This is a genomic window from Microbacterium sp. NPDC078428 (assembly GCF_044542535.1).
Lineage (GTDB): Bacteria > Actinomycetota > Actinomycetes > Actinomycetales > Microbacteriaceae > Microbacterium > Microbacterium limosum.
The window spans coordinates 212409-235250 of record NZ_JBITUP010000005.1; the positions used below are offsets into that span (position 1 = coordinate 212409).

The following is a 22842-nucleotide window of genomic DNA, read 5'->3' on the forward strand; positions in this document are numbered from 1 at the left end:
CGGCGCGGGGGTGCCGCCTAGAATAGGGCGGTGTCTGAAATCACCCCCGAACTCGTGCGCCATCTGGGCGTGCTCGCACGGATACAGCTGACCGACGACGAGGTACAGACCCTGACGGGCCAGCTCGATGTGATCGTCGACAACATCGCGAAGGTGTCGCAGGTGGCCACGCCCGACGTGCCCGCCACGAGCCACCCCGTGCCGCTCGAGAACGTCTTCCGCCCCGACGAGGCCGCCGACACGCTCACGCGCGACCAGGTTCTGCAGAACGCCCCCGATTCCGCCGACGGCCGCTTCCGGGTCACGGCGATCCTGGGGGAGGAGCAGTGAGCGACATCACCCGCCTCACCGCCGCGGACCTCTCCGACAAGCTCGCCGCCGGTGAGCTCTCGAGCGTCGAGGTGACGCGCGCCCACCTGGCGCGCATCCGCGACGTCGATGCCGACGTCCACGCGTTCCTGCACGTGAACGAGCGGGCCGAGCAGATCGCCGCCGAGATCGATCGGCAGCGGGCCTCGGGGGAGACGATGCACGCGCTCGCGGGCGTTCCGCTCGCCATCAAGGACGTGCTCGTCACGACCGACATGCCCTCCACGAGCGGCTCACGCATCCTCGAGGGGTACATGTCGCCCTTCGACGCGACCGTCGTGTCGCGGGCTCGCGCCGCGGGGATGGTTCCCCTCGGCAAGACGAACATGGACGAGTTCGCGATGGGCTCCTCGACGGAGCACTCCGCCTACGGCCCGACGCGCAACCCCTGGGACCTCGACCGCATCCCCGGCGGCTCCGGCGGCGGCTCCGCCGCGGCGGTCGCCGCATTCGAGGCGCCGCTGGCCCTCGGCAGCGACACCGGCGGGTCGATCCGGCAGCCCGCCCACGTGACCGGCACGGTCGGCATGAAGCCGACCTACGGGGGCGTCAGCCGCTACGGTGCGATCGCGCTGGCCTCCAGCCTCGATCAGGTCGGTCCCGTCACGCGCACGGTTCGCGACGCCGGCCTGTTGCACGATGTCATCGGCGGGCACGATCCGCACGATTCGACGTCGCTGCGTCACGACTGGCCGTCGTTCGCCGAGGCCGCCCTCGAGGGCGCCCGCGGGGACGTGCTCAAGGGTCTGCGGGTCGGCGTGATCCGCGAGCTGCCCGACAGCGGATTCCAGGCTGGCGTCGCCGCCTCTTTCCACGGCGCGCTGGACGCGCTCGCCGCGCACGGTGCCGAGATCGTCGAGATCAGCGCCCCCCACTTCGAGTACGGGGTCGCCGCCTACTACCTGATCCTTCCCGCGGAGGCCTCGAGCAACCTCGCGAAGTTCGACTCGGTGCGCTTCGGCATGCGGGTGACCCCGCACGCGGGTGCCACGGTCGAGGAGGTCATGGCGGCCACGCGCGAGGCCGGCTTCGGGCCCGAGGTGAAGCGCCGCATCATCCTCGGCACCTATGCGCTCTCGGCCGGCTACTACGACGCGTACTACGGCAGCGCGCAGAAGGTGCGCACGCTCATCCAGCGCGACTTCGACGCCGCGTTCGGCCAGGTGGATGTCATCGCGACGCCCTCCGCGCCGACGACGGCCTTCCGCCTCGGCGAGCGCATCGACGACCCGCTGCAGATGTACCTCAACGACGTCACGACGATCCCGGCCAACCTCGCGGGCGTGCCGGGGATCTCGATCCCCACGGGCCTCGCCGAAGAGGACGGCCTGCCCGTCGGCATCCAGTTCCTCGCCCCCGTCCGCGAGGACGCCCGCCTGTACCGTGTCGGCGCCGCCCTCGAGTCGCTGCTCGAATGGTCGTGGGGCGCACCGCTGCTGGACCGCGCCCCTGCTCTGACTCCCGGAGGAACCCGCTGATGGCCGCCGCGAAGCTGATGGACTTCGACCGTGCGCTCGAGCTCTTCGAGCCCGTGCTCGGGTTCGAGGTGCATGTAGAGCTGAACACCGCGACGAAGATGTTCTCGTCGGCGGGCAACCCCGCCCACGACGCGAACCACGGCGCCGCCCCGAACACGCTCGTGGCCCCCGTGGACATGGGCTTGCCGGGCGCCCTGCCGGTCGTCAACGAGGAGGCCGTGCGGTCCTCCATCAGTCTCGGTCTGGCGCTCGGCTGCCAGATCGCGCCGTCGAGCCGATTCGCGCGGAAGAACTACTTCTACCCCGACCTCGGTAAGAACTACCAGATCAGCCAGTACGACGAGCCCATCGCCTTCGAGGGGCGCGTCGTGGTCGAGCTCGAGGACGGCACCGAGGTCGGCATCGACATCGAGCGCGCCCACATGGAGGAGGATGCCGGAAAGCTGACCCACGTCGGCGGGTCGACCGGCCGCATCCAGGGGGCGGAGTACTCGCTCGTCGACTACAACCGCGCCGGCGTGCCGCTGGTGGAGATCGTGACGAAGCCGATCGTGGGCGCGGAGCACCGTGCGCCCGAGATCGCGAAGGCCTATGTCCAGACGATCCGCGACATCGTCCGGGCGCTCGGCATCTCCGAGGCGCGCATGGAGCGCGGCAACCTGCGCTGCGACGCGAACGTGTCGCTGCGTCCTCGCGGGCAGGAGAAGTTCGGCACGCGCACCGAGACGAAGAACGTCAACTCGATGCGGTCGGTCGAGCGGGCCGTGCGATACGAGATCCAGCGTCAGGCCGCCATCCTCGAGGCGGGCGGCACCATCACGCAGGAGACGCGGCACTGGCACGAGGACACCGGGCGCACCTCGCCCGGTCGCCCGAAGTCCGACGCGGATGACTACCGGTACTTCCCCGAGCCCGACCTGCTCCCCGTCGTGCCGGCGCCGGAGCTCGTCGAGCAGCTGCGAGCGGCGCTGCCGGAGGCGCCCGCGGCCCGTCGTCGCCGCCTGAAGAGCGAATGGGGCTTCACCGATCTCGAGTTCCAGGACGTCGCCAACGGCGGAATCCTCCCCGAGGTGGAGGCGACGATCGCGGCCGGTGCATCTCCCGCCGCGGCCCGCAAGTGGTGGACGGGTGAGATCGCCCGCATCGCGAACGCGCAGGACCGCGAGGCGAGCGAGCTCGTCTCGCCGGCGGATGTCGCGGCGCTGCAGGGGCTGGTGGATGCCGGAACCCTCACCGACAAGCTCGCCCGCCAAGTGCTCGAGGGTGTCATCGCCGGGGAGGGGACGCCGCAAAAGGTCGTGGACGCGCGCGGTCTCGCGGTTGTCTCCGACGACGGCGCGCTCATCGCCGCGATCGACGAGGCATTGACGGCGCAGCCCGACGTGCTCGAGAAGATCCGCGACGGCAAGGTGCAGGCCGCCGGCGCGATCATCGGCGCGGTCATGAAGGCGATGAAGGGTCAGGCGGACGCCGCGCGCGTGCGCGAGCTCATCCTGGAACGCGCCGCGCAGGCGTGATGCGGGGGGTTCGCCCACGATGTCGGAAGCCGTGGGGAGAATGGGCCCATGGGACGGGGTGACGGCAGCGGGCGGATCGTGTCGCCGGAGGGCGCGGACGACACCGGAACCGGCATTCTGCACGTCGACATGGACGCCTTCTACGCGGCCGTCGCGGTGCTGGATGACCCGAGCCTCGCGGGCAAACCGCTGATCATCGGATCCCCGGAGGGACGCTCGGTCGTCTCGAGTGCGTCGTACGAGGCGCGTCGGTTCGGTGTGCGCAGCGCCATGCCTGTCAGCCAGGCGCTCCGGCTGTGTCCGCGGGCGATCGTCGTCGCGCCGCGCTTCGAGCGCTACCTCGAGCTGTCGGCTCGGGTCATGGCCGTCTTCGAGGAGTTCACCCCGCTCGTCGAACCGCTCTCGATCGACGAGGCCTTCCTCGACGTGCGGGGGGCGCGTCGGCTGTGGGGGAGCCCCGGGCAGATCGGCGCCGCACTGCGCCGCCGCGTGCTCGAGCGCACCGGGCTGACCTGCAGCGTCGGGGTCGCCGCCACCAAGCACGTGGCGAAGATGGCCTCCACGCGTGCCAAGCCCGACGGCCTTCTCATCGTGCCCGAGGCGCAGACGCAGGCGTTTCTGGAGCCTCAATCGGTCCGCGCGATGTGGGGTGTGGGGCCGAAGACCGCCGAGGCGCTCGAAGGCCGAGGCATCCGCACCATCGGCGACATCGTGCGCACGCCGCGGGAGGTCCTCGACCGCGTCGTCGGCCGCGCGGGGGGAGAGCGGCTGTGGCACCTCGCGCGCGGGATCGATCAGCGTCGCGTCGACACCGAACGCATCGAGAAGAGCGTCGGCCATGAGGAGACGTTCTCCGACGACGTCGCGGACCCGGAGTTCCTGGGGGCCGAGCTGCTGCGGCTCTCCGATCGGGTCGCGCGGCGGCTGCGGCGGTCGGGGTGGGAAGCGGCGACGGTGGCGATCAAGGTGCGCTACGCCGACTTCTCGACCCTCACCCGATCCCGCACGCTGACCGAGCCCACCGACGTGGGGCAGCGGATCGGCGACACCGCCAGGGAGCTCTTCGGTTCGCTCGAGGAGGGCCGGCCGGTACGGCTGCTCGGCGTGCGCGGCGAGAACCTGCGCGGGGCCGCACACGGCATGTCCCTCTGGGACGACGACGAGGAGCGCCGCCGGCTCGAGGGCGCGCTGGATGATGCGACCAGCCGCTTCGGCGGAAACGCGGTGATGCGCGCGTCACTCGTGGGCCGTGCGGGCGGGCCCCGCAGCCTGCCCTCCCACCCGAAACCCCCGCACGACCCCCGCCCCTGACGGGGGTCGTCAGCGGACCCCCGGAGCGATAGCGTGGCATCATGCCCAACATCGCTTTGGAACTCGGCAAGCAGTCCGCGCACTTCGGCGTCGAAAGCGCCTATGGCGAGCAGCAGGATGTGGACGGCGTGCGCTTCATCCCGGTCGCCGCGACATGGCACGGTTTCGGCGGCGGATCCGATGAGTCCGGCAACGGCGGGGGAGGGGGCGGCGGCTATTCGGTCCCCTTCGGCGCGTACGTGCGGCGCGGCGACGACCTCCGGTTCGAGCCCAACCTCGTCGCACTCCTGGCGGTCGCCATCCCGTTCGTGTGGGTGGCCGGTCGCGCCCTCAGCCGTGTCATCCGCGCGCTCAAGAAGTAGCACGCCGGCGCAGGACCCTTTCGGGCTCGCCGTGGCGGATGCCGCGGCCGCCGTGCTCCGCGCCGTCGAGGGCGTCGAGGCGCTCAACCCCGTCATCCTCATCGACGGTCGCAGCGGCGCCGGGAAGTCCACGCTCGCGCGTGCCCTGGTGTCGGCCTGGCCCGCCGCGGGCCGGGTGCAGCTCGTCGCCCTCGATTCGATCTACCCCGGGTGGGACGGCCTGGCCGCGGGGGTGGAGATCGCGCGGCAGGACATCCTGGTGCCCCACGCACGCGGCCTCGTCGGGGTGTGGCGCCGATACGACTGGGATGCCGGGGCCCCCGCGGAGGCGCATGCCGTCGATCCGTCGCTCCCTCTCATCGTCGAGGGTGCCGGCATCCTGACTCCGCAGACCGCGCGGGTGGCCGACGTGCCGGTATGGCTCGATTCCCCGGAACGCTCGCGCCGGCACCGGGCGCTGGCGCGGGACGGGGACGCCTACGAGCCCCACTGGGAGCGGTGGGCGCTCCAGGAGGCCGAGCACATCCGCGAGCATCGCCCGCAGGCCCTCGCCCGCGTGAGCGCGGTCATGCCGTAGGCGGCAGCGCCGCCTGACCGCTACGCCAGAGCGTTGACGATCCCGTCGAGGCGGAAGCCGATCCAGTCGTACACGGCGTACCGCTCGTCGTCGTCTTCCGGCCGATCGTCGTCGTCGGCGATCCCGAGGCGTGTAGCGATGACGAGGCGGATGGCGGTCAGCGTGCGCATCCAGGCCCATCCCGCGTCGGCGTCGAGCTCGATGGGCAGCGTGTCGTCGGGGTCGGCGGTGTCGTCGCCCTCCGCGAAGGCGGGAGCGAGGTCTGCCAGGACACGCAGCGCGTCGGCGGACCGGCGGCCCAGGAGGTCGCCGGACGTGGCCGAGCGGAAGTCAGCCGCTGCCTCGTCGTCGTCGGGGTAGGGAGTGGGGGTGAGCCGCGCGACGGCAGGATCGTCGGCGGCCTCCGCGGCATCCGGCGCCGACGTGGCGTTCTCCAGCAGCTCGGAGAACTGCGCGACGAGATCGGCGAGGTGCCGCGCCTCGAGTCGGCTGATGGTCAACACGGTGGTGGTCACAGGGGTGCCTTCCGGACGGTGGCCCACAGGCCGTAGTCGTGCATCGCCGCGGCGTGCAGCTCCATCTGCTCGCGCGCTCCCTCGGACACGACCGCATGCCCGCGCTCGTGCACGTCGAGCATGAGGGCGGTCGCGCGGGCAGTGGAGTACCCGAAGTAGTCGCGGAACACGCGCACGACGTAGCTCATCAGGTTGACCGGGTCGTTCCACACCACGGTCTGCCACGGGCCCGGCGCGGACGCACGCAGATCCGCATCCTCCCGGGTGTCCGGCAGCGTCGTGGTGCTCATGCCCAGCCCAGCTCATGCAGTCGGTCGTCGTCGATCCCGTAGTAGTGGGCGATCTCGTGGACGAGGGTCGTGTGCACCTCGTCGCGCAGCTCGGCCTCGTCGGCGCACGCGTGCAGGTGGGGCTCGCGGTAGACGATGATGCGGTCGGGGAGTTCGCCGACGCCGTAACGGTCGCGCTCGGTCACGGCCACGCCGTCGTAGAGCCCGAAGAGATCGAGGCTGCCGTCTTCCGGCCGGGCCTCGACGACGAAGACGACGTTGTCGAGCCCGTCGACCATGTCATCGGGCAGCAGGTCGAGTTCGGACACGACAAGGTCCTCGAACGTCGCGGCATCCATGTCGATCATTGGGGTGAGTAACGGGACTTGAACCCGCGACCCCCTGGACCACAACCAGGTGCTCTACCAACTGAGCTATACCCACCATGTGCCTGCGTGAGCGGGCAACCAGCCAAGTCTATTACACGCCGGAGGGGAACGCCGACACCGCGGCGGCGGCGGCGGAACGCGCACCGTCGCTGGTGGGGCCGGGCTGGGAGACGAACACGGACTGGCGGTAGTACGCCAGCTCGCGGATCGACTCGCGGATGTCGGCGAGGGCGCGGTGACCGCCCTGCTTGGCGGGGGCGTGGATGTAGGCGCGGGGGTACCAGCGGCGCGCGAGCTCCTTGATGCTCGAGACGTCGACGTTGCGGTAGTGCAGGTAGCCGTCCAGGCGCGGCATGTACTTCGCCAGGAACATCCGGTCGGTGCCGATCGTGTTGCCGGCCAGGGGTGCCTTCCCGTGCTGGGGCACGAAGCGCTGGATGTACTCCAGGGCCTGGAACTCCGCCTCGGCGACGTTCACGCCGTGGGGGATCTGCTCGAGCAGACCGGACGAGCGGTGCATGTCGGTCACGAAGTCGTTCATGTTCGCCAGCGCCGACTCGTCGGGCTTGATGACCACGTCGAATCCGTCGTCCAGGATGCGCAGCTCGAAATCCGTCACCACGACCGCGATCTCGACCAGTTCGTCGACCCCGAGGTCCAGACCGGTCATCTCGCAGTCGATCCAGACCAGACGGTCGTTTTCGCTCGCAGCCATAGCCGACATCCTATCTTCGTGGGCTCTTGCGGCCCCGTTCACCCTCGCGACGACGCGCTAGCCTTGGTGGCACGCCTCCGTAGCTCAGTGGATAGAGCAGCGGCCTTCTAATCCGTTTGTCGCAGGTTCGAATCCTGCCGGGGGCACCGGGTTCGACTCGTCACTGACCTGACGGCCGCGAACGGTCGCGACATGCCGTGCGCACCGGGTGTGCAACGGCGTGTCGCGACCGTTCGCCAGCGCGAACCCCGCTCGTCGAGGGCGTCCGGGACGAACTCGCTCCGTCGTCCCGCGGGACGCGGGAGCGGGAGGGCTTCCGCTCGGCTACGCCTCGGCGTAGCGTCGAGCGGGTCGAAAGGAGTTCGCCGATGAGCACGACGACGCACCACACGATCTGGGTCGCCTACGGGCCGACCGGAGTCGTGGGAACGGTCCGCAAGGACGACGACGGGTACACCGTGATGATGGCGGGGGCGGCGGCATCCGCGGGTACCTATCCGACGATGGAGATCGCCAAGCGCGCTCTGCATGCGCGGATGCGTCCCGGGAGCGATTGGCCGCAGTTCCGGGAGCACTGAGCGATCAGGGTGCGGATGCCGCGCCCGCCGCCGGCGTCACCGCGGGGGAGGCGTGCGGCGCACCGGTCCCTGCACCGCCGGGGGCGGTGTCGAAGGCGCGCACCGCGGCGTGCGCGAGCGGTCCGATGAGCACGGCGAACGCGACCGTGCCAATTCCGAGCGTTCCGCCCAGCAGCCACCCGGCCGTCAGGACGACCGCTTCGACCAGTGTTCTCGATATCCAGAGGGGCCACCCGAGGCGGTGGGAGAGCCCGGTCATGAGCCCGTCGCGCGGGCCCGGACCGAAGCGTGCGCCGATGTAGAGGCCGCTTCCGAGGCCGACGATCGCAATGCCGGCGGCGAACATGACGCAGCCGAGCGCGAACGACGGCGCGGTCGGGATGACGTCGAGGGCGAGCTGCATCGCTGTGCCGACCATCAGTATGTTCAGCACCGTGCCGAGCCCGGGACGCTGGCGAAGCGGTATCCACAGGAGAAGCACCCCGAGCCCGATGAGGTTGGTGACCCAGCCGATCCCCATGCCGGTGGCCTTCGAAACTCCCTGGGCGAAGACCGTCCACGGGTCGAGTCCGATGCCGGCGGCGATCATGACCGCGCAGCCGACGCCGTACAGGACCAGCCCGATCGGCAGCTGCAGGGAACGGCGGAGCATGCTGCAATCCAATCTCGGAAGTGGCTTGCTTGCCAGAGGCCAATCCTCTTACGGTGGATGCATGCCGGATTCCCGCCTCTCGTCCCGGTCGTTCGCCGTGATGCTCGGACGGTGGCGCGGCGCCGGTCCCGCATATCGAGACCTGGCCGACGCCGTCCGCGTGCTGAGCCTCGACGGCCGGATCGTGCCGGGCACGGCCCTGCCGGCGGAACGCGACCTGGCCGCACGCCTGGAGCTGAGCCGGACCACTGTTGCCGCCGCATACCGCGATCTCCGGGAGAGCGGGCATCTGCGCAGCCTGCGGGGGTCGGGCAGCGTCGTCCAGGCGGTGGGGCGGATGGCCGCGGCCCCGGAGCCCGGGGGCGCGGACACGATCGACCTCAGTCAGGCCAGTCCCTCTGCGTGGCCGGGTCTGCCGGAGCTCTTCGCGGAGGCCGCCAGTCAGGCATCCCGATGGGTCAGCCGCCCCGGGTACGACGTGCGGGGCGACGCCGAGCTGCGCCAGGCGATCGCCGAGCGGTACACCGCCCGCGGACTGCCGACCCACGCGACGCAGATCATCGTCACGACCGGGGCCCAGGCGGCGATCTCGCTGCTCGCCGATGTGCTGGTGCGCCCGGGGGATCGGGTCGCGATCGAGACGCCGACGTATCCGCACGCGGCGGATGCGTTCTCGCGGGCGGGTGGCCGCCTCACGGCGATACCGGTGCACCTCGACAGCGGGTGGGACCTCGAGCGCGCCGAGCACGTGCTTCGCCGCGCCGCGCCCAGCGTCGTCTACACGATGCCCGACTTCCAGAACCCGACGGGCGCGTCGATGGCTCGGGCGGCGCGCGAGGAGTTCGTGGGCCTGGCGGCGGATGCCGGCGCCGTCCTCGTCGCGGATGAGACGACGGCCGACCTGCGGATCGATCCCGGCGGCGCCTCGGCTCCGCTCGGCGCGGGGATGGATCCCCTCCTCCAGCGTCGCGTCGTGACCCTCGGCTCGCTCGGCAAGTCGGTCTGGGGAGGACTGCGGGTGGGGTGGATCCGTGCCGATGTCGATCTCGTGCAGCGACTGGTGTCGGCTCGTCCTCGACGCGAGCTGGGAACCCCCGAGATGGAACAGCAGGTGGCTCTTCTGGCGCTGGCCCGGATGCCCGAGATCCTCGAGCAGCGCGCGCGACTTCTCGGCGCCGGCCGCGATGCCCTGTGCGCCGCGCTGGCATCGCGGCTTCCGCACTGGCAGGTGCCCTGCCCGCCCGGCGGCGTGGCCCTGTGGGTGGGGCTCGGCGAGCCCGTGAGCTCTCCGCTGTCATGGGAGGCGCGCACGCGCGGGCTCGTGATCTCGTCCGGTCCGCGCTTCGGTGTGGACGGCGGGCACGAACGGCACCTGCGGATCCCCTTCACCGCCGCCCCCGCGATCCTCGAACGCAGCGTCGAGATCCTGGCGGAGGCGTGGGACAGCGCGCTGAGCCGAGCACGCGCCGGTCAGCCGGATGAGCCCCTGCTGGCATCGGTCGTCTGACCGCGCCGCGTCCGCTCAGCGATCGAGCAGGACCCGGATCGCCTCGTCGGCGGACCAGAATTCGCCGAGCGAACGGAACGCGCGCGACGGCGCGTGGAAGCGCTTCGCGCTGTAGCGGACACCGCGTGCATCCGCGCACGATTCGATGTGGCCGACGATGAGGCCGGTCCTGTCCCGCACCCGCCACAGGGAGGGCCCGGCGGGAACGAGGTCTGCCCCGTGCGGAGCCCGGGGCCGTCCGAGAATCGCTGTCGTTGTCATGTCTCCTCCTGCGCCACGAACGTAGGCCGGGCCTCCGACATCGCCGTTCGCGTTCGAGGATGCTCCTCCCCACCTCCGCCACGGCGCGCGGAATCCCCGACGACGAGGATCGACGCGCCGCCGCTCGCGCCCCCCGCGCATCCTGGGTCGAGTGGCGCGATGCCACACGGCCGGAGGGGCCGGCCGGGAAGGACAGGCGCAAATGAGCGATCACATCACCGTCGTGGGAAACGTCGTCGGAGACATCCGCCACGTCATGACTCCCGCAGGACTCCCGATCACGTCGTTCTCGCTGGCCAGCTCCCAGCGACGGCTCGACCGCGCCACCGGCGCATGGGTCGAGACGGCGACGAACTGGTACACGGTGTCCGCGTTCCGGGCATTGGCACTCAACGCCCGGGACTCGCTCTCGACCGGTCAGCGGGTCATCGTGTCGGGGCGCCTGAGGCTCCGGCGCTGGGAGAACGGAGATCGACGGGGAACGGCCCCGGAGATCGACGCGGAGGCGCTCGGTCCCGACCTGCTGTGGGGCACCGCGGCGTTCCACCCGTCGACGCAGCGTGCGTCGACGGCCGATGCCGGGGCGTCGGGCGTAGACGGATGGGGCGGCACCGATCCGGCGGCGCCGCCCGCTGGCGCGCCGGAGACCTGGGCGACGGGCGGTGAGGCCGCCGAGGCGGTTCCGCGGGCCACGGGGGGCGACACCGCCGAGGAATCGGAGGCCACGCCGCCCGCGCGCGACTGGGCGAGCGCCCCCGTGCCGTTCTGAGACGCTGCCCGCGCGGCGGGCGCGCATAGACTCGCAGGGTGACTGTCTCCCCGCTCTCCCCGATGGGGCGCGCGGGGCGCACATTCGCGGCTCTCACGCTCGCGACGGTCGCGCTCGTGGCATGTGCGGGGGAGCCCGCGCCGACGCCGACGCCGACGCCTTCGGTGTCCACGCCCGCGGCGCCGCAGCCGACGCCCACTCCGGAGGCGCCCGCACTGCAGCCCGACGGCGACGCCGCCGCGAACCTGCCGTTCTTCGCCCAGACCGTGCAGGCGGTGTGGGACTCGGGTGCCGGAGTGGCGGGTCGCGCGTACGTCGACGCGCTCGCCGCGGCCGGGTTCGACAAGGCCGCGATGCAGGTGACCGACGACGAGACGACGCTGGGCAATCCCGTGGAGAGTCTGCAATTCTCCGTGCGATGGAACGAGGAGTGCCTGATCGGCCAGGTCGGTCCGGAGACCGGCGACCCCGTTGCGGTGGTCCTCCCGGTCATCGAGGGCGATCGGTGCCTCGTGGGCGACACCCGCACCATCGACTGGTGAGCACCGCGGCGGGTCTGGCCGTCGCGCGCCCGTAGACTGGAGCGGTTATGGCTGAGTACATCTATCAGATGGTCCGTGCCCGCAAAGCTGTGGGCGAGAAGCTGATCCTCGACGACGTCACGATGTCGTTCCTGCCCGGGGCGAAGATCGGCATGGTCGGGCCCAACGGCGCCGGCAAGTCGACGATCCTGAAGATCATGGCCGGCATCGACCAGCCCTCCAACGGCGAGGCGAAGCTCAGCCCGGGGTTCACCGTCGGCATCCTCATGCAGGAGCCCGAACTCGATGAGAGCAAGACGGTGCTGGAGAACATCGAGGAGGGCGTCGCAATCAAGGCGAAGCTCGACCGCTTCAACGAGATCTCCGCGCTCATGAGCGATCCGGACGCCGACTTCGACACCCTGCTCGCCGAGATGGGCACCCTCCAGGAGGAGATCGACGCGGCCGACGCGTGGGACCTGGACTCGCAGCTCGAGCAGGCGATGAACGCGCTGCGCACCCCGCCCGCCGACGCCGAGGTCGCCCCGCTCTCCGGTGGAGAGAAGCGCCGCGTCGCGCTCACGAAGCTGCTCCTGCAGAAACCCGACCTCCTTCTTCTCGACGAGCCCACCAACCACCTCGATGCCGAGAGCGTGCTCTGGCTCGAACAGCACCTGCAGAAGTACGCCGGTGCCGTCATCGCGATCACCCACGACCGGTACTTCCTCGACAACGTCGCGGAGTGGATCGCCGAGGTCGACCGCGGACGCCTCATCGGCTACGAGGGCAACTACTCCACCTACCTGGAGAAGAAGGCCGAGCGCCTCGACGTTCAGGGCAAGAAGGACGCCAAGCTCGCCAAGCGCCTCAAGGATGAACTCGAATGGGTGCGCTCCAACACGAAGGGCCGCCAGGCGAAGTCGAAGGCCCGCCTCGCGCGCTACGAGGAGATGGCGGCCGAGGCCGAGCGAACCCGCAGGCTCGACTTCGAGGAGATCCAGATCCCGCCCGGCCCGCGCCTGGGCAGCATCGTCATCGAGGCGAAGAAGCTGCAGAAGGGCTTCGGCGACCGCTCGCTCATCAACGGCCTGAGCTTCAGCCTGCCGCCCAACGGCATCGTCGGGGTCATCGGCCCCAACGGCGTCGGAAAGACGACGCTGTTCAAGTCGATCGTCGGCCTGGAACCGCTCGATGGCGGCGACCTGAAGATCGGCGAGACGGTGCAGATCAGCTACGTCGACCAGAGCCGCTCGAACATCGACCCCAGCAAGTCGCTGTGGGAGGTCGTCTCCGACGGGCTCGACATCATCACGGTGGGCAAGACCGAGATCCCCTCGCGCGCCTACGTCTCGAAGTTCGGCTTCAAAGGCCCCGATCAGCAGAAGAAGGCGGGTGTGCTCTCCGGCGGTGAGCGCAACCGGCTGAACCTGGCGCTCACGCTCAAGGAGGGCGGCAACCTGCTGCTGCTCGACGAGCCCACGAACGACCTGGACGTCGAGACGCTGCAGTCGCTCGAGAACGCCCTGCTGGAGTTCCCGGGCTGTGCAGTGGTCATCACGCACGACCGGTGGTTCCTCGACCGCATCGCGACCCACATCCTCGCCTACGAAGGCACCGACGACACGCCCGACGCCTGGTACTGGTTCGAGGGCAACTTCGAGGCGTACGAGCAGAACAAGCTCGAGCGACTGGGTCCGGACGCCCTCAACCGTTCGAGCTCGACGTACCGCAAGCTCACGCGTGACTGAGAGTTCCCCTCCCGTGCGGCTGCACGTTCCGATCCACCTCCGCTGGGGCGATCTCGACGCGTTCAACCACGTCAACAACACCTCGATGCTCAAGCTGCTCGAGGAGGCGCGCGTCCGCGCGTTCTGGCGACCCGGTGCGGGGGAGGAGGGCCCGCCGACGGCCGTCCTCGACTCCGGCGTGGAGCACGGCGTGCTCACCCTCATCGCGCGGCAGGAGATCGAGTACCTGCGACCGGTGCCTTATCAGCGTCAGCCGCTGGACGTGCAGATGTGGTTCGGATCCCTCGGCGGCTCGAGCATGGAGGTCTGCTACGAGGTCTTCAGCCCCGCCGCCGACGCGGAGCAGGAGCTCTACGCCCGCTCGACCGCGATCGTCGTGATGGTGGATGCCGCGACCGGTCGTCCGCGCCGCATCGACGACGAGCAGCGCGGCGCGTGGGGGCCCTACGTGGGCGAGCCGATCGTCTACGGCCGCCGTCGCTGAGGCTGCCGTCGCCGCGCGCCGGCTCAGTCGCCGCTCGGCACCCGCACCATGATCTCCTGCGCGACGCTCGCGACGAGCACGCCGTCACGCGTGTAGATGCGGCCCGTGGCCAGCCCTCGGCCGCCGCGGGCGTTCGGCGAGTGCTGCACGTAGAGGAGCCACTCGTCCACCCGGGCGGGGCGGTGCCACCACATCGCGTGATCCAGGCTCGCCACCCTCAGGCCCGGCGTGACCCAGGCGATGCCGTGCGCGCGGAGGATCGACTCCTGGATCGTCATGTCGCTGAGGTAGGCCATCACCGCCCGGTGCAGGCCCGCGTCGTCGCCGATCGGCCGTCGCGTGCGCATCCACACCGCCTGGCGCGGCTGCCGCTCCTCGCCCGCCGACACGTAGATCGGCGACGGGATGTGTCGCAGCTCGATCGGTTGCTCCGAGAACATCCGCCGCGAGATCGGGTTCACGTCACCCGTCATCTCGTCGACGTCGGGGATGTCCTCCGGAGCGGGAAGACCTTCGGGCATGGGCTCCTGGTGCTCGACGCCGGGATCCTCGTCCTGGAACGAGGCGATCATCGAGAAGATGGGGACGCCGTCTTGGAACGCCTGGGTGCGGCGCGTGGCGAAGGATCGCCCGTCGTGGATGCGGTCAACCGAGAACGTGATGCCCTTGGTCGCATCGCCCGGCCGGAGGAAGTAGCCGTGCATCGAGTGCACCGTGCGTTCGGGCGAAATGGTGCGCTGCGCCGCGACGACCGACTGGGCGAGGACTTGCCCTCCGTACACCCGTCCGAGCGGCATGTGCTGCGATCGGCCGGTGAAGATGTCCTCCGTGGTCCGCGCGACGCCGGTCGAGAGGTCGAGAACCCCGAGCATGGCACCCACCGGGTCCTCGCGGACGTGATCGGTCTCGGTGTTCTCGGCATCCGGCATCGTGCACCCTCCATCGCCGGAGCGCCGGCGTCGCTGGAATAGTCTAGGTCGGATGCCTCCCCGCCTGATCTTCCCCGAGCGCGCCGCGGCCGCCGACGTGCTCACCTTCGCGGGCCGCGCGGCGCGGCTGGGCGACGGCGCCGTCCGCCTCCGCGCCACCGGCGGAACCCTCGTGGTGACGTCCGCGCCGCTCGCGCCGCGCGGTCTCTTCGACACCACCCCGACCGTCCTGGCGATGCGGGTGTCGCCGGTCGATCCCGAGCTGCAGTGCGATCTGGTCGTGGAGGCGAGCAGCCTCCGAGCGGACGAGGGCGACGCGTCTGCCCTCCTCCTCCCCGAGACCGCCCTCGCACCCTCGTGGGCGGGGGTCTCGCCGCCCCGTGGGGGATGGCAGCTGCGGGAACCCGTCGCGGCGGCGACGCTCGCGGCGCGTGCGCAGTGGGGCATCCAGGCCGTCGCGGAGGCGATGCCGGCCGACCCGGGGGAGGACATCGTGCGCACCGTGCGTGCCTCCGTCTGGGGTGCGGCCGACGAGGCGATCGGCGGGCTCCCGCTCGGCGCGGCCTTCGCGGCGTTCGCGATGGGATTCATCGCCGGCGAGGAGGAGGCGCAGTCGCGCGTCGCCGCGGCCTGGTCGCGGCTGACGCTCTCGCGCGGTCACATCCTCGTGCGAGGCCCCGCCCGCTCGGGGCTCACGGCCGTGCGCAGGACGGGCGACGCGCGCGACTGACGCTCAATCGGCGCGCGGCAGCTCGCCTGCGCCGCGCCTCGGGCCGGGGGCGGCTGTCGCGCCCAGCTCCGTGCGACCCGTCGCCGAGGGCCCGATGGGCGTCGACTCGAAGGTGTTCACCATCGCCAGGGCGGCACGGTGCAGGTAATCCCAGAGGGTCGCCTCGTGGAGCGGCGGCAGCTCGAGGGAGTCCACTGCCCGGCGCATGTGCGCGAGCCAGCGGTCGCGCGCGTCGGGGTTGACGTGGAAGGGGGCATGCCGCATCCGCAGCCGCGGGTGGCCGCGCCGCTGACCGTACGTCGTGGGCCCGCCCCAGTATTGCTCGAGGAACAGGGTGAGCCGCTCCGCGGCGGGACCGAGGTCCTCCTCCGGATACATCGGACGGAGGACGTCGTCCTCCGCGACCCCCCGGTAGAACTCGTCGACGAGCCGCACGAACGTGTCGTGCCCGCCGATCTCGTCGTAGAAGGCGAGCGGTGCATCGGGCGTGTCGGTCACGGCTTCTCCTCGGTGTCGGTGCTGCCGGTGTCGTCCCGCACGGCGTCGTCCGACGGCGCCGATCCTGTGTCGCCGTCGCGCGGGCGAGGGGTGCGCTTGGGGCGCCAGACCGGCCGCTGTTCGGCGACGGCAACCGGAGTCGGCTTCGTCTTGGGCGGATTGGCGCCTCGCACCCGCTGCGCGCCTTCGAGGCCCGTCAGGACGATGGAGTTGAGCTGGGGGAGCGTGAGGCCCATCGCGTCGATCGCGCGCTTGAGCCGAACGCGCAGCTCGCGGGCGACGTCGTCCTTCGCGTTCGCCCGGGTCTTGATGACGAGCCGGATGACGAGCGCGTCGCCGGAGACGGACTCCAGGCCCCACACCTCCGGCTGCTCGATGACCCGCGTGCGCCACTTCGGATCCTTCGCGAGCGCTTTCGCGGCATCCAGCATGGCCGATTCGACCTGATCGATATCGGCGTCGACGGGCACGGCCAGGTCGATGATCACGCGCGACCACCCCTGGGACATGTTGCCGATGCGGGTGATCTCGCCGTTGCGCACGTACCAGAGCGTGCCGTTGACGTCGCGCACGTGCGTGATGCGCACGCTCACGTACTCCACGACCCCGGTCGCGAGCCCCAGATCGACGACGTCGCCGATGCCCACCTGGTCCTCGGCGACGATGAAGATGCCGTTGAGCACGTCCTTCACGATGTTCTGGGCGCCGAAGCCGAGCCCCGCGCCGATGGCCGCCGTCAGCAGGGCGAGCGAGCCGAGCGCGTTGGGGGCGATCGCGTTGATGACCAGGACGATCGCGACGATCCCGACGGCGACGTTGACGATGTTCTGCAGGATCGAGCCGAGCGTGCGGGTGCGCTGCACGAGGCGCACCGCCGCGAGCGGCGACCTCTCGAGAGCACGGGTGTCATCGACGTTGGCCTTGCTCTTGGCCCCGTTCACGACTCGGTCGACGACACGTCGGATGACGATGCGGAGGATCCACGACAGCAGCAGGGCGCCGATGACGATGAGGACGGCGTTGATGATGCGGAAGCCCGCGATGCCGAGGCGCGCGAGGAATTCCGTCCACCACTCGGGGTCGGTGACGCCCTCGGCGGCGGCCATGAACTCGATCATCGTCCCGATCCTAGACACGGATGCCTCGGCACCCGCTGTGCGGGGCCGAGGCATCCGTGGCGATCATTGCGCGTCGCGCTCCTGCACCGAGAGGGCGCGCTCGACGCCGGCGAGGTTCTCGTTCACGAGCCGGCGCAGCGCCGCGGGGGCATCGGTGTGATCCGCGAGCCACGCACGGGTCGCGTCCCGGAGGGCGGCGTTCGCCAGGGGCGCCGGGTACAGCCCGACGATCAGGTACTGCGCGATCTGGTAGCTGCGGGACCCCCAGACCGGAAGCAGCATGTCGAAGTACGCCGGCACGAACTCCTCGAGCAGGTGCGAGGTGGCGGGGTGCACGAAGCCCGCCGCCGCCGAGCGGACGATCGTGTTCGGCTGGTCGGCCCTGTCGACCAGGCCGTCCCACGCCGCGCGCTTGGTCTCGCGGTAGGGCAGGGCGGCCTTCGCCTGCGCCGCGAACTCGCCGCCCTTCGCGGTGTTGTCGGCTGCGAGGGCCTCGTCGATCTGCGCGGACGTCGCGATGCCGCCGGCGGCGAGCGAGATGAGCAGCTGCCAGGAGAGGTCGGTGTCGACAGCCAGTCCGGGCAGCGCGCTCTCGCCGTCGCGGATCGCGCGCACCCGCTCCCACTGCTCGGCCGTCGCGGCGGACTGCGCGAACGCCGTGACGAACTGCAGCTGGTTGTCGCTGCCGGCCTCGGCCTCCTGGGCGAGCGACCACAGCCCCTCGGCCACGTGGATCCGGGACTGTTCGCGGCGCTCGGGCGCGACGTAGGCGTTGGCGGTGAGCTGCAGCTGGGCCAGCGTCGTCCGCACCGTGGTCGACTCGGTCTCGGCACCGATGTTGCGCAGGACGAGATCGATGTAGTCGGTGGCGGATGCCTCGGCATCCCGCGTCTGGTCCCACGCGGCGCCCCACACGAGCGAGCGCGCCAGCGGGTCGCTGATCTCGGCGAGGTGGGCGATGGCGGTGGCGAGGGAGCGGTCGTCGAGACGGATCTTCGCGTAGGCGAGGTCGTCGTCGTTGAGCAGCACGAGGTCGGGGCGCGCGAGGCCCTTGAGGTCGGGCACGTCGGTGCGGTCGCCGTCGACGTCCAGCTCGAGGTGGTGGACCCGCGTGAGCGCGCCGTCGCGAACGCTGTAGAAGCCGATCCCGAGGCGGTGCGGGCGGATCGTCGGGTAGTCGGCGGGCGCGGTCTGCACCACGGCGAAGCGCGAGATGGTGCCGTCGGCGGATTCCTCGATGAGCGGCGACAGCGTGTTCACACCGGCGGTCTCGAGCCACTTCTTGGACCACTGCGACAGGTCGCGGCCGCTCGTGGCCTCGAGCTCGCGCAGGAGGTCGGGCAGCTCGGTGTTGCTCCACTCGTGCCGGGCGAAGTAGGCCGCGACACCGGCGAAGAACTGCTCGATGCCGACCCAGGCGGCGAGCTGCTTGAGCACGGATCCGCCCTTGGCGTAGGTGATGCCGTCGAAGTTGACCTGCACGTCCTCGAGGTCGTTGATCTCGGCCACGACGGGGTGGGTGGAGGGCAGCTGGTCCTGACGGTAGGCCCAGGTCTTCTCCATCGCGTTGAAGGTGGTCCAGGCGGCAGTCCACTCGGTGGCCTCGGCGGTCGCGATCGTCGATGCCCACTCGGCGAACGACTCGTTCAGCCACAGGTCGTTCCACCACTTCATGGTGACGAGGTCGCCGAACCACATGTGGGCCAGCTCGTGCAGGATCGTCACGACGCGGCGCTCCTTGACCGCGTCGGTGACCTTGCTGCGGAAGACGTAGGTCTCGGTGAACGTGACCGCGCCCGCGTTCTCCATGGCTCCCGCGTTGAACTCGGGCACGAAGAGCTGGTCGTACTTGGCGAACGGGTACGGGTAGTCGAACTTCTCCTCGTAGTAGGCGAAGCCCTGGCGCGTCTTGTCGAAGATGTAGTCGGCGTCCAGGTGCTGCCACAGGCTCTTGCGGCCGTACACGCCCAGCGGGATGACGCGACCCGACGCGCTCGTGAGCTCGGAGAACGTCGACTCGTAGGGGCCGGCGATGAGCGCCGTGATGTAGGAGGAGATGCGGGGCGTGGGCTCGAAGGCCCACACGGCCGAGCCGTCGCCGCGGGGCGAGGGCTCCGGCGTGGGGGAGTTGGAGACGACTTTCCATGCCTCGGGGGCGCGCACCGTGAAGCGGAACTCCGCCTTCAGGTCGGGCTGCTCGAAGACCGCGTACATGCGTCGCGAGTCGGGCACCTCGAACTGGGAGTAGAGGTAGACCTCGCCGTCGGCGGGGTCTACGAAGCGGTGCAGACCCTCGCCGGTGTTGGTGTAGACGCAGTCCGCGTCGACGACCAGTTCGTTCTCGACCTCCAGCCCGTCGAGTGCGATCCGCGAATCGGCGAACGCCGTCGACGGGTCGATGCTGCGGCCGTTCAAGGTGATCTCCCGCACATCGCGCGCGATGAGGTCGATGAAGGTCGACGCCCCGGCGGTGCCGCCGAATCGCACGAGCGTCCGGGATCCGAAGACTTCGGCGCCCCGTGTGAGGTCGAGCTCGACCTCGTACGAGTGCGTCTCGACGACGGCGCGGCGCTCCTGCGCCTCGATGCGGGTCAGATTCTCTCCAGGCACTGCGATGCTCCCGTGGGGTGTGGGGTTGAGGCGCCGTGGCGCCGAGCGGATGCCGTGCCACGGCGCTGCTGGCGCCGGCGGCAACCGCTTCAGCCTACGCCCGCCCGCGCGGATCCGCGGGCCCCGGCGAATGGCAGGATTGAGCCGTGCACACCGAGCCTGCTCCCTCCGAGCCCGTCGTCCTCCACGCCTCCCCGGAGGCGGCGTCGGGTCGTCCTCATGTCGAGACCCCCGTCGCCTACGACGCGATCCTGCTCGCCAGTTTCGGCGGCCCCGAAGGGCAGGACGACGTCATCCCCTTCCTGCGCAACGTCACCCGCGGTCGCGGCATCCCCGACGAGCGCCTGGAAGAGGTGGCGCACCACTACCGTCATTTCGGCGGCATCAGCCCCATCAACGCCCAGAACCGCGAGCTGAAGGCAGCCCTGGAGGCGGAGATCGCCCGGCGCGACCTGGGCCTGCCGGTCTATTGGGGCAACCGCAACTGGGGCCCCTACCTCGACGAAGCCGTGCGCGACGCCGCCGACGCGGGTCACACCCGTCTCCTCGCGGTGGCCACGAGCGCGTACAGCTCCTTCTCGAGCTGCCGCCAGTACCGCGAGGATTTCGCACGCGTGCTCGATGAGACGCAGCTCGGCGGCACCGTCACGATCGACAAGGTGCGTCAGTTCTTCGACCACCCCGGTTTCGTCGAGCCGTTCTTCACGGGTGTGCGCGATGCGGTGGCCGGTTTCCTCGACGACGGCGTGCCCGCCGACGCCATCCGGGTGCTGTTCTCCACCCACAGCGTGCCCATCGACGACGCCCGTCGGTCGGGGCCCCGCGATGTCGACTGGGGTGAGGGGGGCGCGTATGCCGCCCAGCACCTCGCGGTCGGCGCGCGTGTGATGGAGCGCGTCGCGGCCGAGATCCCCGCCGCGGCGACCCTTGGCTGGGAGCTGGTCTACCAGTCCCGTTCGGGCCCGCCCAGCCAGCCGTGGCTCGAACCCGACGTATGCGACGTGATCGAGGAGCTGCCCTCGCGCGGGGTGGAGGCGGTGGTGATCGTTCCGCTCGGGTTCGTCAGCGACCACATGGAGGTCAAGTGGGACCTCGACACCGAGGCGATGGAGGCGGCGGAGGAGGCGGGGCTGCGCGCCGTGCGCACGCCCACGCCCGGCGTGGACCCCGCATACGTCGCGGGTCTCGTCGATCTCATCGAGGAGCGCCTTCGGGGGACGCGGGCAGCCGACCGGCCCCACGAGACGCCCCTCGGGCCCTGGTTCGACGTGTGCCGTCCCGGATGCTGCGAGAACGTCCGCGCGGGATTCAAGCCCGCCGCGGCCGGCATCGCGCCCTGACGCCCGATCCCTAGGATGAGAGCCATGCGCATCCACATCGCCACCGATCACGCGGGCCTGGAGTTCTCCACGCGCCTGCAGCACCACCTGAGCGACCAGGGCCACGATGTCGTCGACCACGGTCCGCTCGAGTACGACCCCGTCGACGACTACCCCGCGTTCTGCATCCGCGCCGCGCAGGCCGTCGTGCGCGACCGCGCGGACGGGGTCGAGGCCCTCGGCGTCGTGTTCGGCGGCTCCGGCAACGGCGAGCAGATCGCGGCCAACAAGGTGCAGGGCGTGCGTGCGGCACTGGCGTGGAGCATCGCGACCGCCGAGCTCGCCCGCGAGCACAACGATGCGAACGTCATCGCCATCGGCGCTCGGCAGCACACGTTCGAGGAGGCAGCCTCGTTCATCGACACGTTCATCGCGACGCCCTTCTCGAACGAGGAGCGCCACGCCCGGCGCATCGCCCAGGTGGCGGCGTACGAGGTGGACGGCTCGCTGCTTCCCGACCCTCGCGCCGGTGTTCCGGTCGGCGGTGAGGCGTCCGACCGGCTCGACCCCGAGGCAGGCTGATGCCCGAAGGGCATTCCGTCCACCGGATCGCGCGCCAGTTCGACCGCAACTACGTCGGTCGCCGGGTGATGGCATCGAGCCCGCAGGGCCGCTTCGTCGAGGGCGCTTCGCTGATCGACGGCCGCGCCGCGGCATCCGTGCGGGCCGTCGGCAAGCAGATGTTCCTCGAGTTCGAGGGCGACCTGTGGCTCCGCGTGCATCTGGGCATGTACGGGGCGTGGGATTTCGCGGGGGAGATCCTCGTCGATCCCACGATCGCCTCCGCCAACGGGCGCATGGGGCAGACGAATCAGCGCGGCACCGACCTCGAGGGCGACCCAGTGTTCGATGCGGCGGGGGAGAACTCCCTGACGTCGATCGGTGCCCCCCGGCGGACCCGTGTGCACGTGCGGATGTCGGAGCAGACGACGGGACTGGCCGAGGAGGACGACCAATGGCCGCCGCCGGTCGTGGGGCAGGTGCGCCTGCGGCTCATGACGGATATCACGTGCGCCGACCTGCGTGGGCCGACGGCGTGCCAGATCCAGGATCCCGACGAGGTCGCCGCGACGATCGCGAAGCTCGGTCCGGATCCCCTCGTGGACGACGCGGCCGAGGGCGAGGAGCGCTTCGTCGCCTCGGTGCGGAAGAGGGCCACCCCCATCGGTCTCCTCCTCATGGACCAGGCGGTCGTCAGCGGCATCGGCAACGTCTACCGTGCCGAGATGCTCTTCCGGGCGAACCTCGATCCGCACACGCCGGGTCGTGACGTGCCGGAGGAGCTCGTGCGGGGCCTGTGGCGCGACTGGGTGCGGCTGCTGTCCATCGGTGTCGAGACCGGCCAGATGATGACGATGGACGACCTCGACCCCGACGCCTACCGGTGTGCCATGGCGCACCGCGATGACCGGCACTGGGTGTACCACCGCGCCGGCCTGCCGTGCCGCGTCTGCGGCACCGAGATCGTGCTCGAGGAGATGGGCGCACGCAAGCTCTACTGGTGTCCCGTCTGTCAGCGATGACGTCACGACTCGGCGGCAAGGGGCTCGTAGGCT

The 22842-nt window shown here is 70.7% G+C and carries 26 protein-coding genes and 2 tRNA genes; 17 read left to right on the forward strand and 11 right to left on the reverse strand.

Features of this window, described 5'->3' with window-relative positions; translation table 11 throughout:
- Window positions 1-30: 30 nt before the first annotated feature.
- Genes gatC through ACIGCK_RS11030 form a run of 6 tightly spaced genes read left to right on the forward strand, consistent with a single transcriptional unit; the run spans window position 31 to window position 5614 of the window.
- The gene (gatC, locus tag ACIGCK_RS11005; protein WP_396666072.1) at window positions 31-330 is read left to right on the forward strand and encodes an Asp-tRNA(Asn)/Glu-tRNA(Gln) amidotransferase subunit GatC; all 300 of its coding nucleotides are present in this window, start codon (window positions 31-33) and stop codon (window positions 328-330) included.
- Complete coding sequence (gene gatA / locus ACIGCK_RS11010; RefSeq protein WP_396666074.1) at window positions 327-1847, forward strand: Asp-tRNA(Asn)/Glu-tRNA(Gln) amidotransferase subunit GatA; 1521 nt, start codon at window positions 327-329, stop codon at window positions 1845-1847. The genes gatC and gatA overlap by 4 nt, the downstream gene beginning before the upstream one ends.
- Window positions 1847-3364, forward strand: a complete 1518-nt coding sequence (gene gatB, locus ACIGCK_RS11015; protein WP_396666076.1) for an Asp-tRNA(Asn)/Glu-tRNA(Gln) amidotransferase subunit GatB — start codon at window positions 1847-1849, stop codon at window positions 3362-3364. Before gatA ends, gatB begins: the two co-directional genes overlap by 1 nt.
- A 48-nt stretch (window positions 3365-3412) precedes the next feature.
- Complete coding sequence (locus tag ACIGCK_RS11020; RefSeq protein WP_396666078.1) at window positions 3413-4675, forward strand: DNA polymerase IV; 1263 nt, start codon at window positions 3413-3415, stop codon at window positions 4673-4675.
- A 41-nt stretch (window positions 4676-4716) separates the two neighbouring features.
- Window positions 4717-5037 (forward strand): hypothetical protein, encoded by a 321-nt coding sequence (locus ACIGCK_RS11025; protein WP_330171659.1) that lies wholly within the window; start codon window positions 4717-4719, stop codon window positions 5035-5037.
- Between the two features lie 31 nt (window positions 5038-5068).
- Complete coding sequence (locus ACIGCK_RS11030; protein ID WP_396666081.1) at window positions 5069-5614, forward strand: hypothetical protein; 546 nt, start codon at window positions 5069-5071, stop codon at window positions 5612-5614.
- 20 nt (window positions 5615-5634) lie between these two features.
- Here ACIGCK_RS11030 and ACIGCK_RS11035 read toward each other — a convergent pair whose 3' ends face one another.
- The 5 genes from ACIGCK_RS11035 to orn all read right to left on the reverse strand — a co-directional run bounded on the left by ACIGCK_RS11035 (window position 5635) and on the right by orn (window position 7502).
- Window positions 5635-6129 carry a DUF2017 family protein gene (locus tag ACIGCK_RS11035; protein WP_396666083.1) on the reverse strand — a complete coding sequence of 165 codons (495 nt, stop codon included), beginning with the start codon at window positions 6127-6129 and terminating at the stop codon, window positions 5635-5637.
- Window positions 6126-6419, reverse strand: a complete 294-nt coding sequence (gene clpS / locus ACIGCK_RS11040) for an ATP-dependent Clp protease adapter ClpS (RefSeq protein ID WP_396666085.1) — start codon at window positions 6417-6419, stop codon at window positions 6126-6128. The genes ACIGCK_RS11035 and clpS overlap by 4 nt, the downstream gene beginning before the upstream one ends.
- On the reverse strand, window positions 6416-6766 hold the full coding sequence (locus ACIGCK_RS11045; protein WP_330171663.1) for a metallopeptidase family protein: 351 nt from the start codon (window positions 6764-6766) through the stop codon (window positions 6416-6418). The genes clpS and ACIGCK_RS11045 overlap by 4 nt, the downstream gene beginning before the upstream one ends.
- Window positions 6767-6842 (reverse strand) — tRNA-His (locus ACIGCK_RS11050).
- 36 nt (window positions 6843-6878) lie between these two features.
- Window positions 6879-7502 (reverse strand): oligoribonuclease, encoded by a 624-nt coding sequence (gene orn, locus ACIGCK_RS11055; RefSeq protein ID WP_396666087.1) that lies wholly within the window; start codon window positions 7500-7502, stop codon window positions 6879-6881.
- Window positions 7503-7575: 73 nt separating this feature from the next.
- Here orn and ACIGCK_RS11060 point away from each other — a divergent pair.
- Window positions 7576-7648 (forward strand) — tRNA-Arg (locus ACIGCK_RS11060).
- 222 nt (window positions 7649-7870) lie between these two features.
- Window positions 7871-8080 carry a methyltransferase gene (locus tag ACIGCK_RS11065; protein WP_396666089.1) on the forward strand — a complete coding sequence of 70 codons (210 nt, stop codon included), beginning with the start codon at window positions 7871-7873 and terminating at the stop codon, window positions 8078-8080.
- A 4-nt stretch (window positions 8081-8084) separates the two neighbouring features.
- Here ACIGCK_RS11065 and ACIGCK_RS11070 read toward each other — a convergent pair whose 3' ends face one another.
- Window positions 8085-8732: a YitT family protein gene (locus ACIGCK_RS11070; protein ID WP_396666090.1), complete on the reverse strand. Its 648-nt coding sequence runs from the start codon at window positions 8730-8732 to the stop codon at window positions 8085-8087.
- A 61-nt stretch (window positions 8733-8793) separates the two neighbouring features.
- Between ACIGCK_RS11070 and ACIGCK_RS11075 the strand changes: the two genes are divergently transcribed.
- On the forward strand, window positions 8794-10239 hold the full coding sequence (locus tag ACIGCK_RS11075) for a PLP-dependent aminotransferase family protein (RefSeq protein ID WP_396666092.1): 1446 nt from the start codon (window positions 8794-8796) through the stop codon (window positions 10237-10239).
- Between the two features lie 15 nt (window positions 10240-10254).
- On the opposite strand, the gene ACIGCK_RS11080 is transcribed toward ACIGCK_RS11075, so the two are convergent.
- The gene (locus ACIGCK_RS11080) at window positions 10255-10500 is read right to left on the reverse strand and encodes a hypothetical protein (RefSeq protein ID WP_396666094.1); all 246 of its coding nucleotides are present in this window, start codon (window positions 10498-10500) and stop codon (window positions 10255-10257) included.
- A 202-nt stretch (window positions 10501-10702) separates the two neighbouring features.
- Here ACIGCK_RS11080 and ssb point away from each other — a divergent pair, with 202 nt between their 5' ends.
- Genes ssb through ACIGCK_RS11100 form a run of 4 tightly spaced genes read left to right on the forward strand, consistent with a single transcriptional unit; the run spans window position 10703 to window position 14022 of the window.
- Window positions 10703-11269: a single-stranded DNA-binding protein gene (gene ssb, locus ACIGCK_RS11085; protein ID WP_396666096.1), complete on the forward strand. Its 567-nt coding sequence runs from the start codon at window positions 10703-10705 to the stop codon at window positions 11267-11269.
- Between the two features lie 38 nt (window positions 11270-11307).
- Window positions 11308-11811: a DUF6993 domain-containing protein gene (locus tag ACIGCK_RS11090; RefSeq protein ID WP_396666098.1), complete on the forward strand. Its 504-nt coding sequence runs from the start codon at window positions 11308-11310 to the stop codon at window positions 11809-11811.
- 47 nt (window positions 11812-11858) lie between these two features.
- Window positions 11859-13538, forward strand: coding sequence for an energy-dependent translational throttle protein EttA (gene ettA, locus ACIGCK_RS11095; RefSeq protein WP_396666100.1), 1680 nt, complete (start codon window positions 11859-11861; stop codon window positions 13536-13538).
- On the forward strand, window positions 13531-14022 hold the full coding sequence (locus ACIGCK_RS11100) for an acyl-CoA thioesterase (protein WP_396666101.1): 492 nt from the start codon (window positions 13531-13533) through the stop codon (window positions 14020-14022). Before ettA ends, ACIGCK_RS11100 begins: the two co-directional genes overlap by 8 nt.
- A 23-nt stretch (window positions 14023-14045) precedes the next feature.
- Here the strand turns inward: ACIGCK_RS11100 and ACIGCK_RS11105 are convergent, their stop codons facing one another.
- Entirely contained in the window at window positions 14046-14951 is a 906-nt protein-coding gene (locus tag ACIGCK_RS11105; RefSeq protein ID WP_396666102.1) for an acyl-CoA thioesterase, read from the reverse strand.
- Between the two features lie 52 nt (window positions 14952-15003).
- Here ACIGCK_RS11105 and ACIGCK_RS11110 point away from each other — a divergent pair, with 52 nt between their 5' ends.
- Window positions 15004-15681 carry a hypothetical protein gene (locus ACIGCK_RS11110; protein ID WP_396666104.1) on the forward strand — a complete coding sequence of 226 codons (678 nt, stop codon included), beginning with the start codon at window positions 15004-15006 and terminating at the stop codon, window positions 15679-15681.
- A 3-nt stretch (window positions 15682-15684) separates the two neighbouring features.
- Here the strand turns inward: ACIGCK_RS11110 and ACIGCK_RS11115 are convergent, their stop codons facing one another.
- From ACIGCK_RS11115 to pepN, 3 genes are all read right to left on the reverse strand, one after another.
- On the reverse strand, window positions 15685-16179 hold the full coding sequence (locus ACIGCK_RS11115) for a globin (RefSeq protein ID WP_396666106.1): 495 nt from the start codon (window positions 16177-16179) through the stop codon (window positions 15685-15687).
- Window positions 16176-17297, reverse strand: a complete 1122-nt coding sequence (locus ACIGCK_RS11120; RefSeq protein WP_396666108.1) for a mechanosensitive ion channel family protein — start codon at window positions 17295-17297, stop codon at window positions 16176-16178. Before ACIGCK_RS11120 ends, ACIGCK_RS11115 begins: the two co-directional genes overlap by 4 nt.
- A gap of 63 nt (window positions 17298-17360) precedes the next feature.
- Complete coding sequence (gene pepN / locus ACIGCK_RS11125; RefSeq protein ID WP_396666109.1) at window positions 17361-19907, reverse strand: aminopeptidase N; 2547 nt, start codon at window positions 19905-19907, stop codon at window positions 17361-17363.
- Window positions 19908-20053: 146 nt separating this feature from the next.
- Here pepN and ACIGCK_RS11130 point away from each other — a divergent pair, with 146 nt between their 5' ends.
- From ACIGCK_RS11130 to ACIGCK_RS11140, 3 genes are read left to right on the forward strand one after another with little or no spacing between them, the layout of a single operon-like run.
- Window positions 20054-21247 carry a ferrochelatase gene (locus ACIGCK_RS11130; protein ID WP_396666111.1) on the forward strand — a complete coding sequence of 398 codons (1194 nt, stop codon included), beginning with the start codon at window positions 20054-20056 and terminating at the stop codon, window positions 21245-21247.
- Between the two features lie 24 nt (window positions 21248-21271).
- On the forward strand, window positions 21272-21808 hold the full coding sequence (locus tag ACIGCK_RS11135) for a ribose-5-phosphate isomerase (RefSeq protein WP_396666112.1): 537 nt from the start codon (window positions 21272-21274) through the stop codon (window positions 21806-21808).
- Window positions 21808-22809, forward strand: a complete 1002-nt coding sequence (locus tag ACIGCK_RS11140; RefSeq protein WP_396666114.1) for an Fpg/Nei family DNA glycosylase — start codon at window positions 21808-21810, stop codon at window positions 22807-22809. The genes ACIGCK_RS11135 and ACIGCK_RS11140 overlap by 1 nt, the downstream gene beginning before the upstream one ends.
- Window positions 22810-22842: the final 33 nt, after the last annotated feature.

Excerpts from the sequence above, each read along its gene's own strand:
- gatB (WP_396666076.1), top strand. The coding sequence starts at position 1,847 with ATGGCCGCCGCGAAGCTGATGGACTTCGACCGTGCGCTCGAGCTCTTC.
- ACIGCK_RS11020 (WP_396666078.1), top strand. The coding sequence starts at position 3,413 with ATGGGACGGGGTGACGGCAGCGGGCGGATCGTGTCGCCGGAGGGCGCG.
- ACIGCK_RS11025 (WP_330171659.1), top strand. The coding sequence starts at position 4,717 with ATGCCCAACATCGCTTTGGAACTCGGCAAGCAGTCCGCGCACTTCGGC.
- clpS (WP_396666085.1), bottom strand. The coding sequence starts at position 6,419 with ATGAGCACCACGACGCTGCCGGACACCCGGGAGGATGCGGATCTGCGT.
- ACIGCK_RS11045 (WP_330171663.1), bottom strand. The coding sequence starts at position 6,766 with ATGATCGACATGGATGCCGCGACGTTCGAGGACCTTGTCGTGTCCGAA.
- orn (WP_396666087.1), bottom strand. The coding sequence starts at position 7,502 with ATGGCTGCGAGCGAAAACGACCGTCTGGTCTGGATCGACTGCGAGATG.
- ACIGCK_RS11065 (WP_396666089.1), top strand. The coding sequence starts at position 7,871 with ATGAGCACGACGACGCACCACACGATCTGGGTCGCCTACGGGCCGACC.
- ACIGCK_RS11070 (WP_396666090.1), bottom strand. The coding sequence starts at position 8,732 with ATGCTCCGCCGTTCCCTGCAGCTGCCGATCGGGCTGGTCCTGTACGGC.
- ACIGCK_RS11075 (WP_396666092.1), top strand. The coding sequence starts at position 8,794 with ATGCCGGATTCCCGCCTCTCGTCCCGGTCGTTCGCCGTGATGCTCGGA.
- ACIGCK_RS11080 (WP_396666094.1), bottom strand. The coding sequence starts at position 10,500 with ATGACAACGACAGCGATTCTCGGACGGCCCCGGGCTCCGCACGGGGCA.
- ssb (WP_396666096.1), top strand. The coding sequence starts at position 10,703 with ATGAGCGATCACATCACCGTCGTGGGAAACGTCGTCGGAGACATCCGC.
- ettA (WP_396666100.1), top strand. The coding sequence starts at position 11,859 with ATGGCTGAGTACATCTATCAGATGGTCCGTGCCCGCAAAGCTGTGGGC.
- ACIGCK_RS11105 (WP_396666102.1), bottom strand. The coding sequence starts at position 14,951 with ATGCCGGATGCCGAGAACACCGAGACCGATCACGTCCGCGAGGACCCG.
- ACIGCK_RS11110 (WP_396666104.1), top strand. The coding sequence starts at position 15,004 with ATGCCTCCCCGCCTGATCTTCCCCGAGCGCGCCGCGGCCGCCGACGTG.
- ACIGCK_RS11120 (WP_396666108.1), bottom strand. The coding sequence starts at position 17,297 with ATGATCGAGTTCATGGCCGCCGCCGAGGGCGTCACCGACCCCGAGTGG.
- ACIGCK_RS11135 (WP_396666112.1), top strand. The coding sequence starts at position 21,272 with ATGCGCATCCACATCGCCACCGATCACGCGGGCCTGGAGTTCTCCACG.
- ACIGCK_RS11140 (WP_396666114.1), top strand. The coding sequence starts at position 21,808 with ATGCCCGAAGGGCATTCCGTCCACCGGATCGCGCGCCAGTTCGACCGC.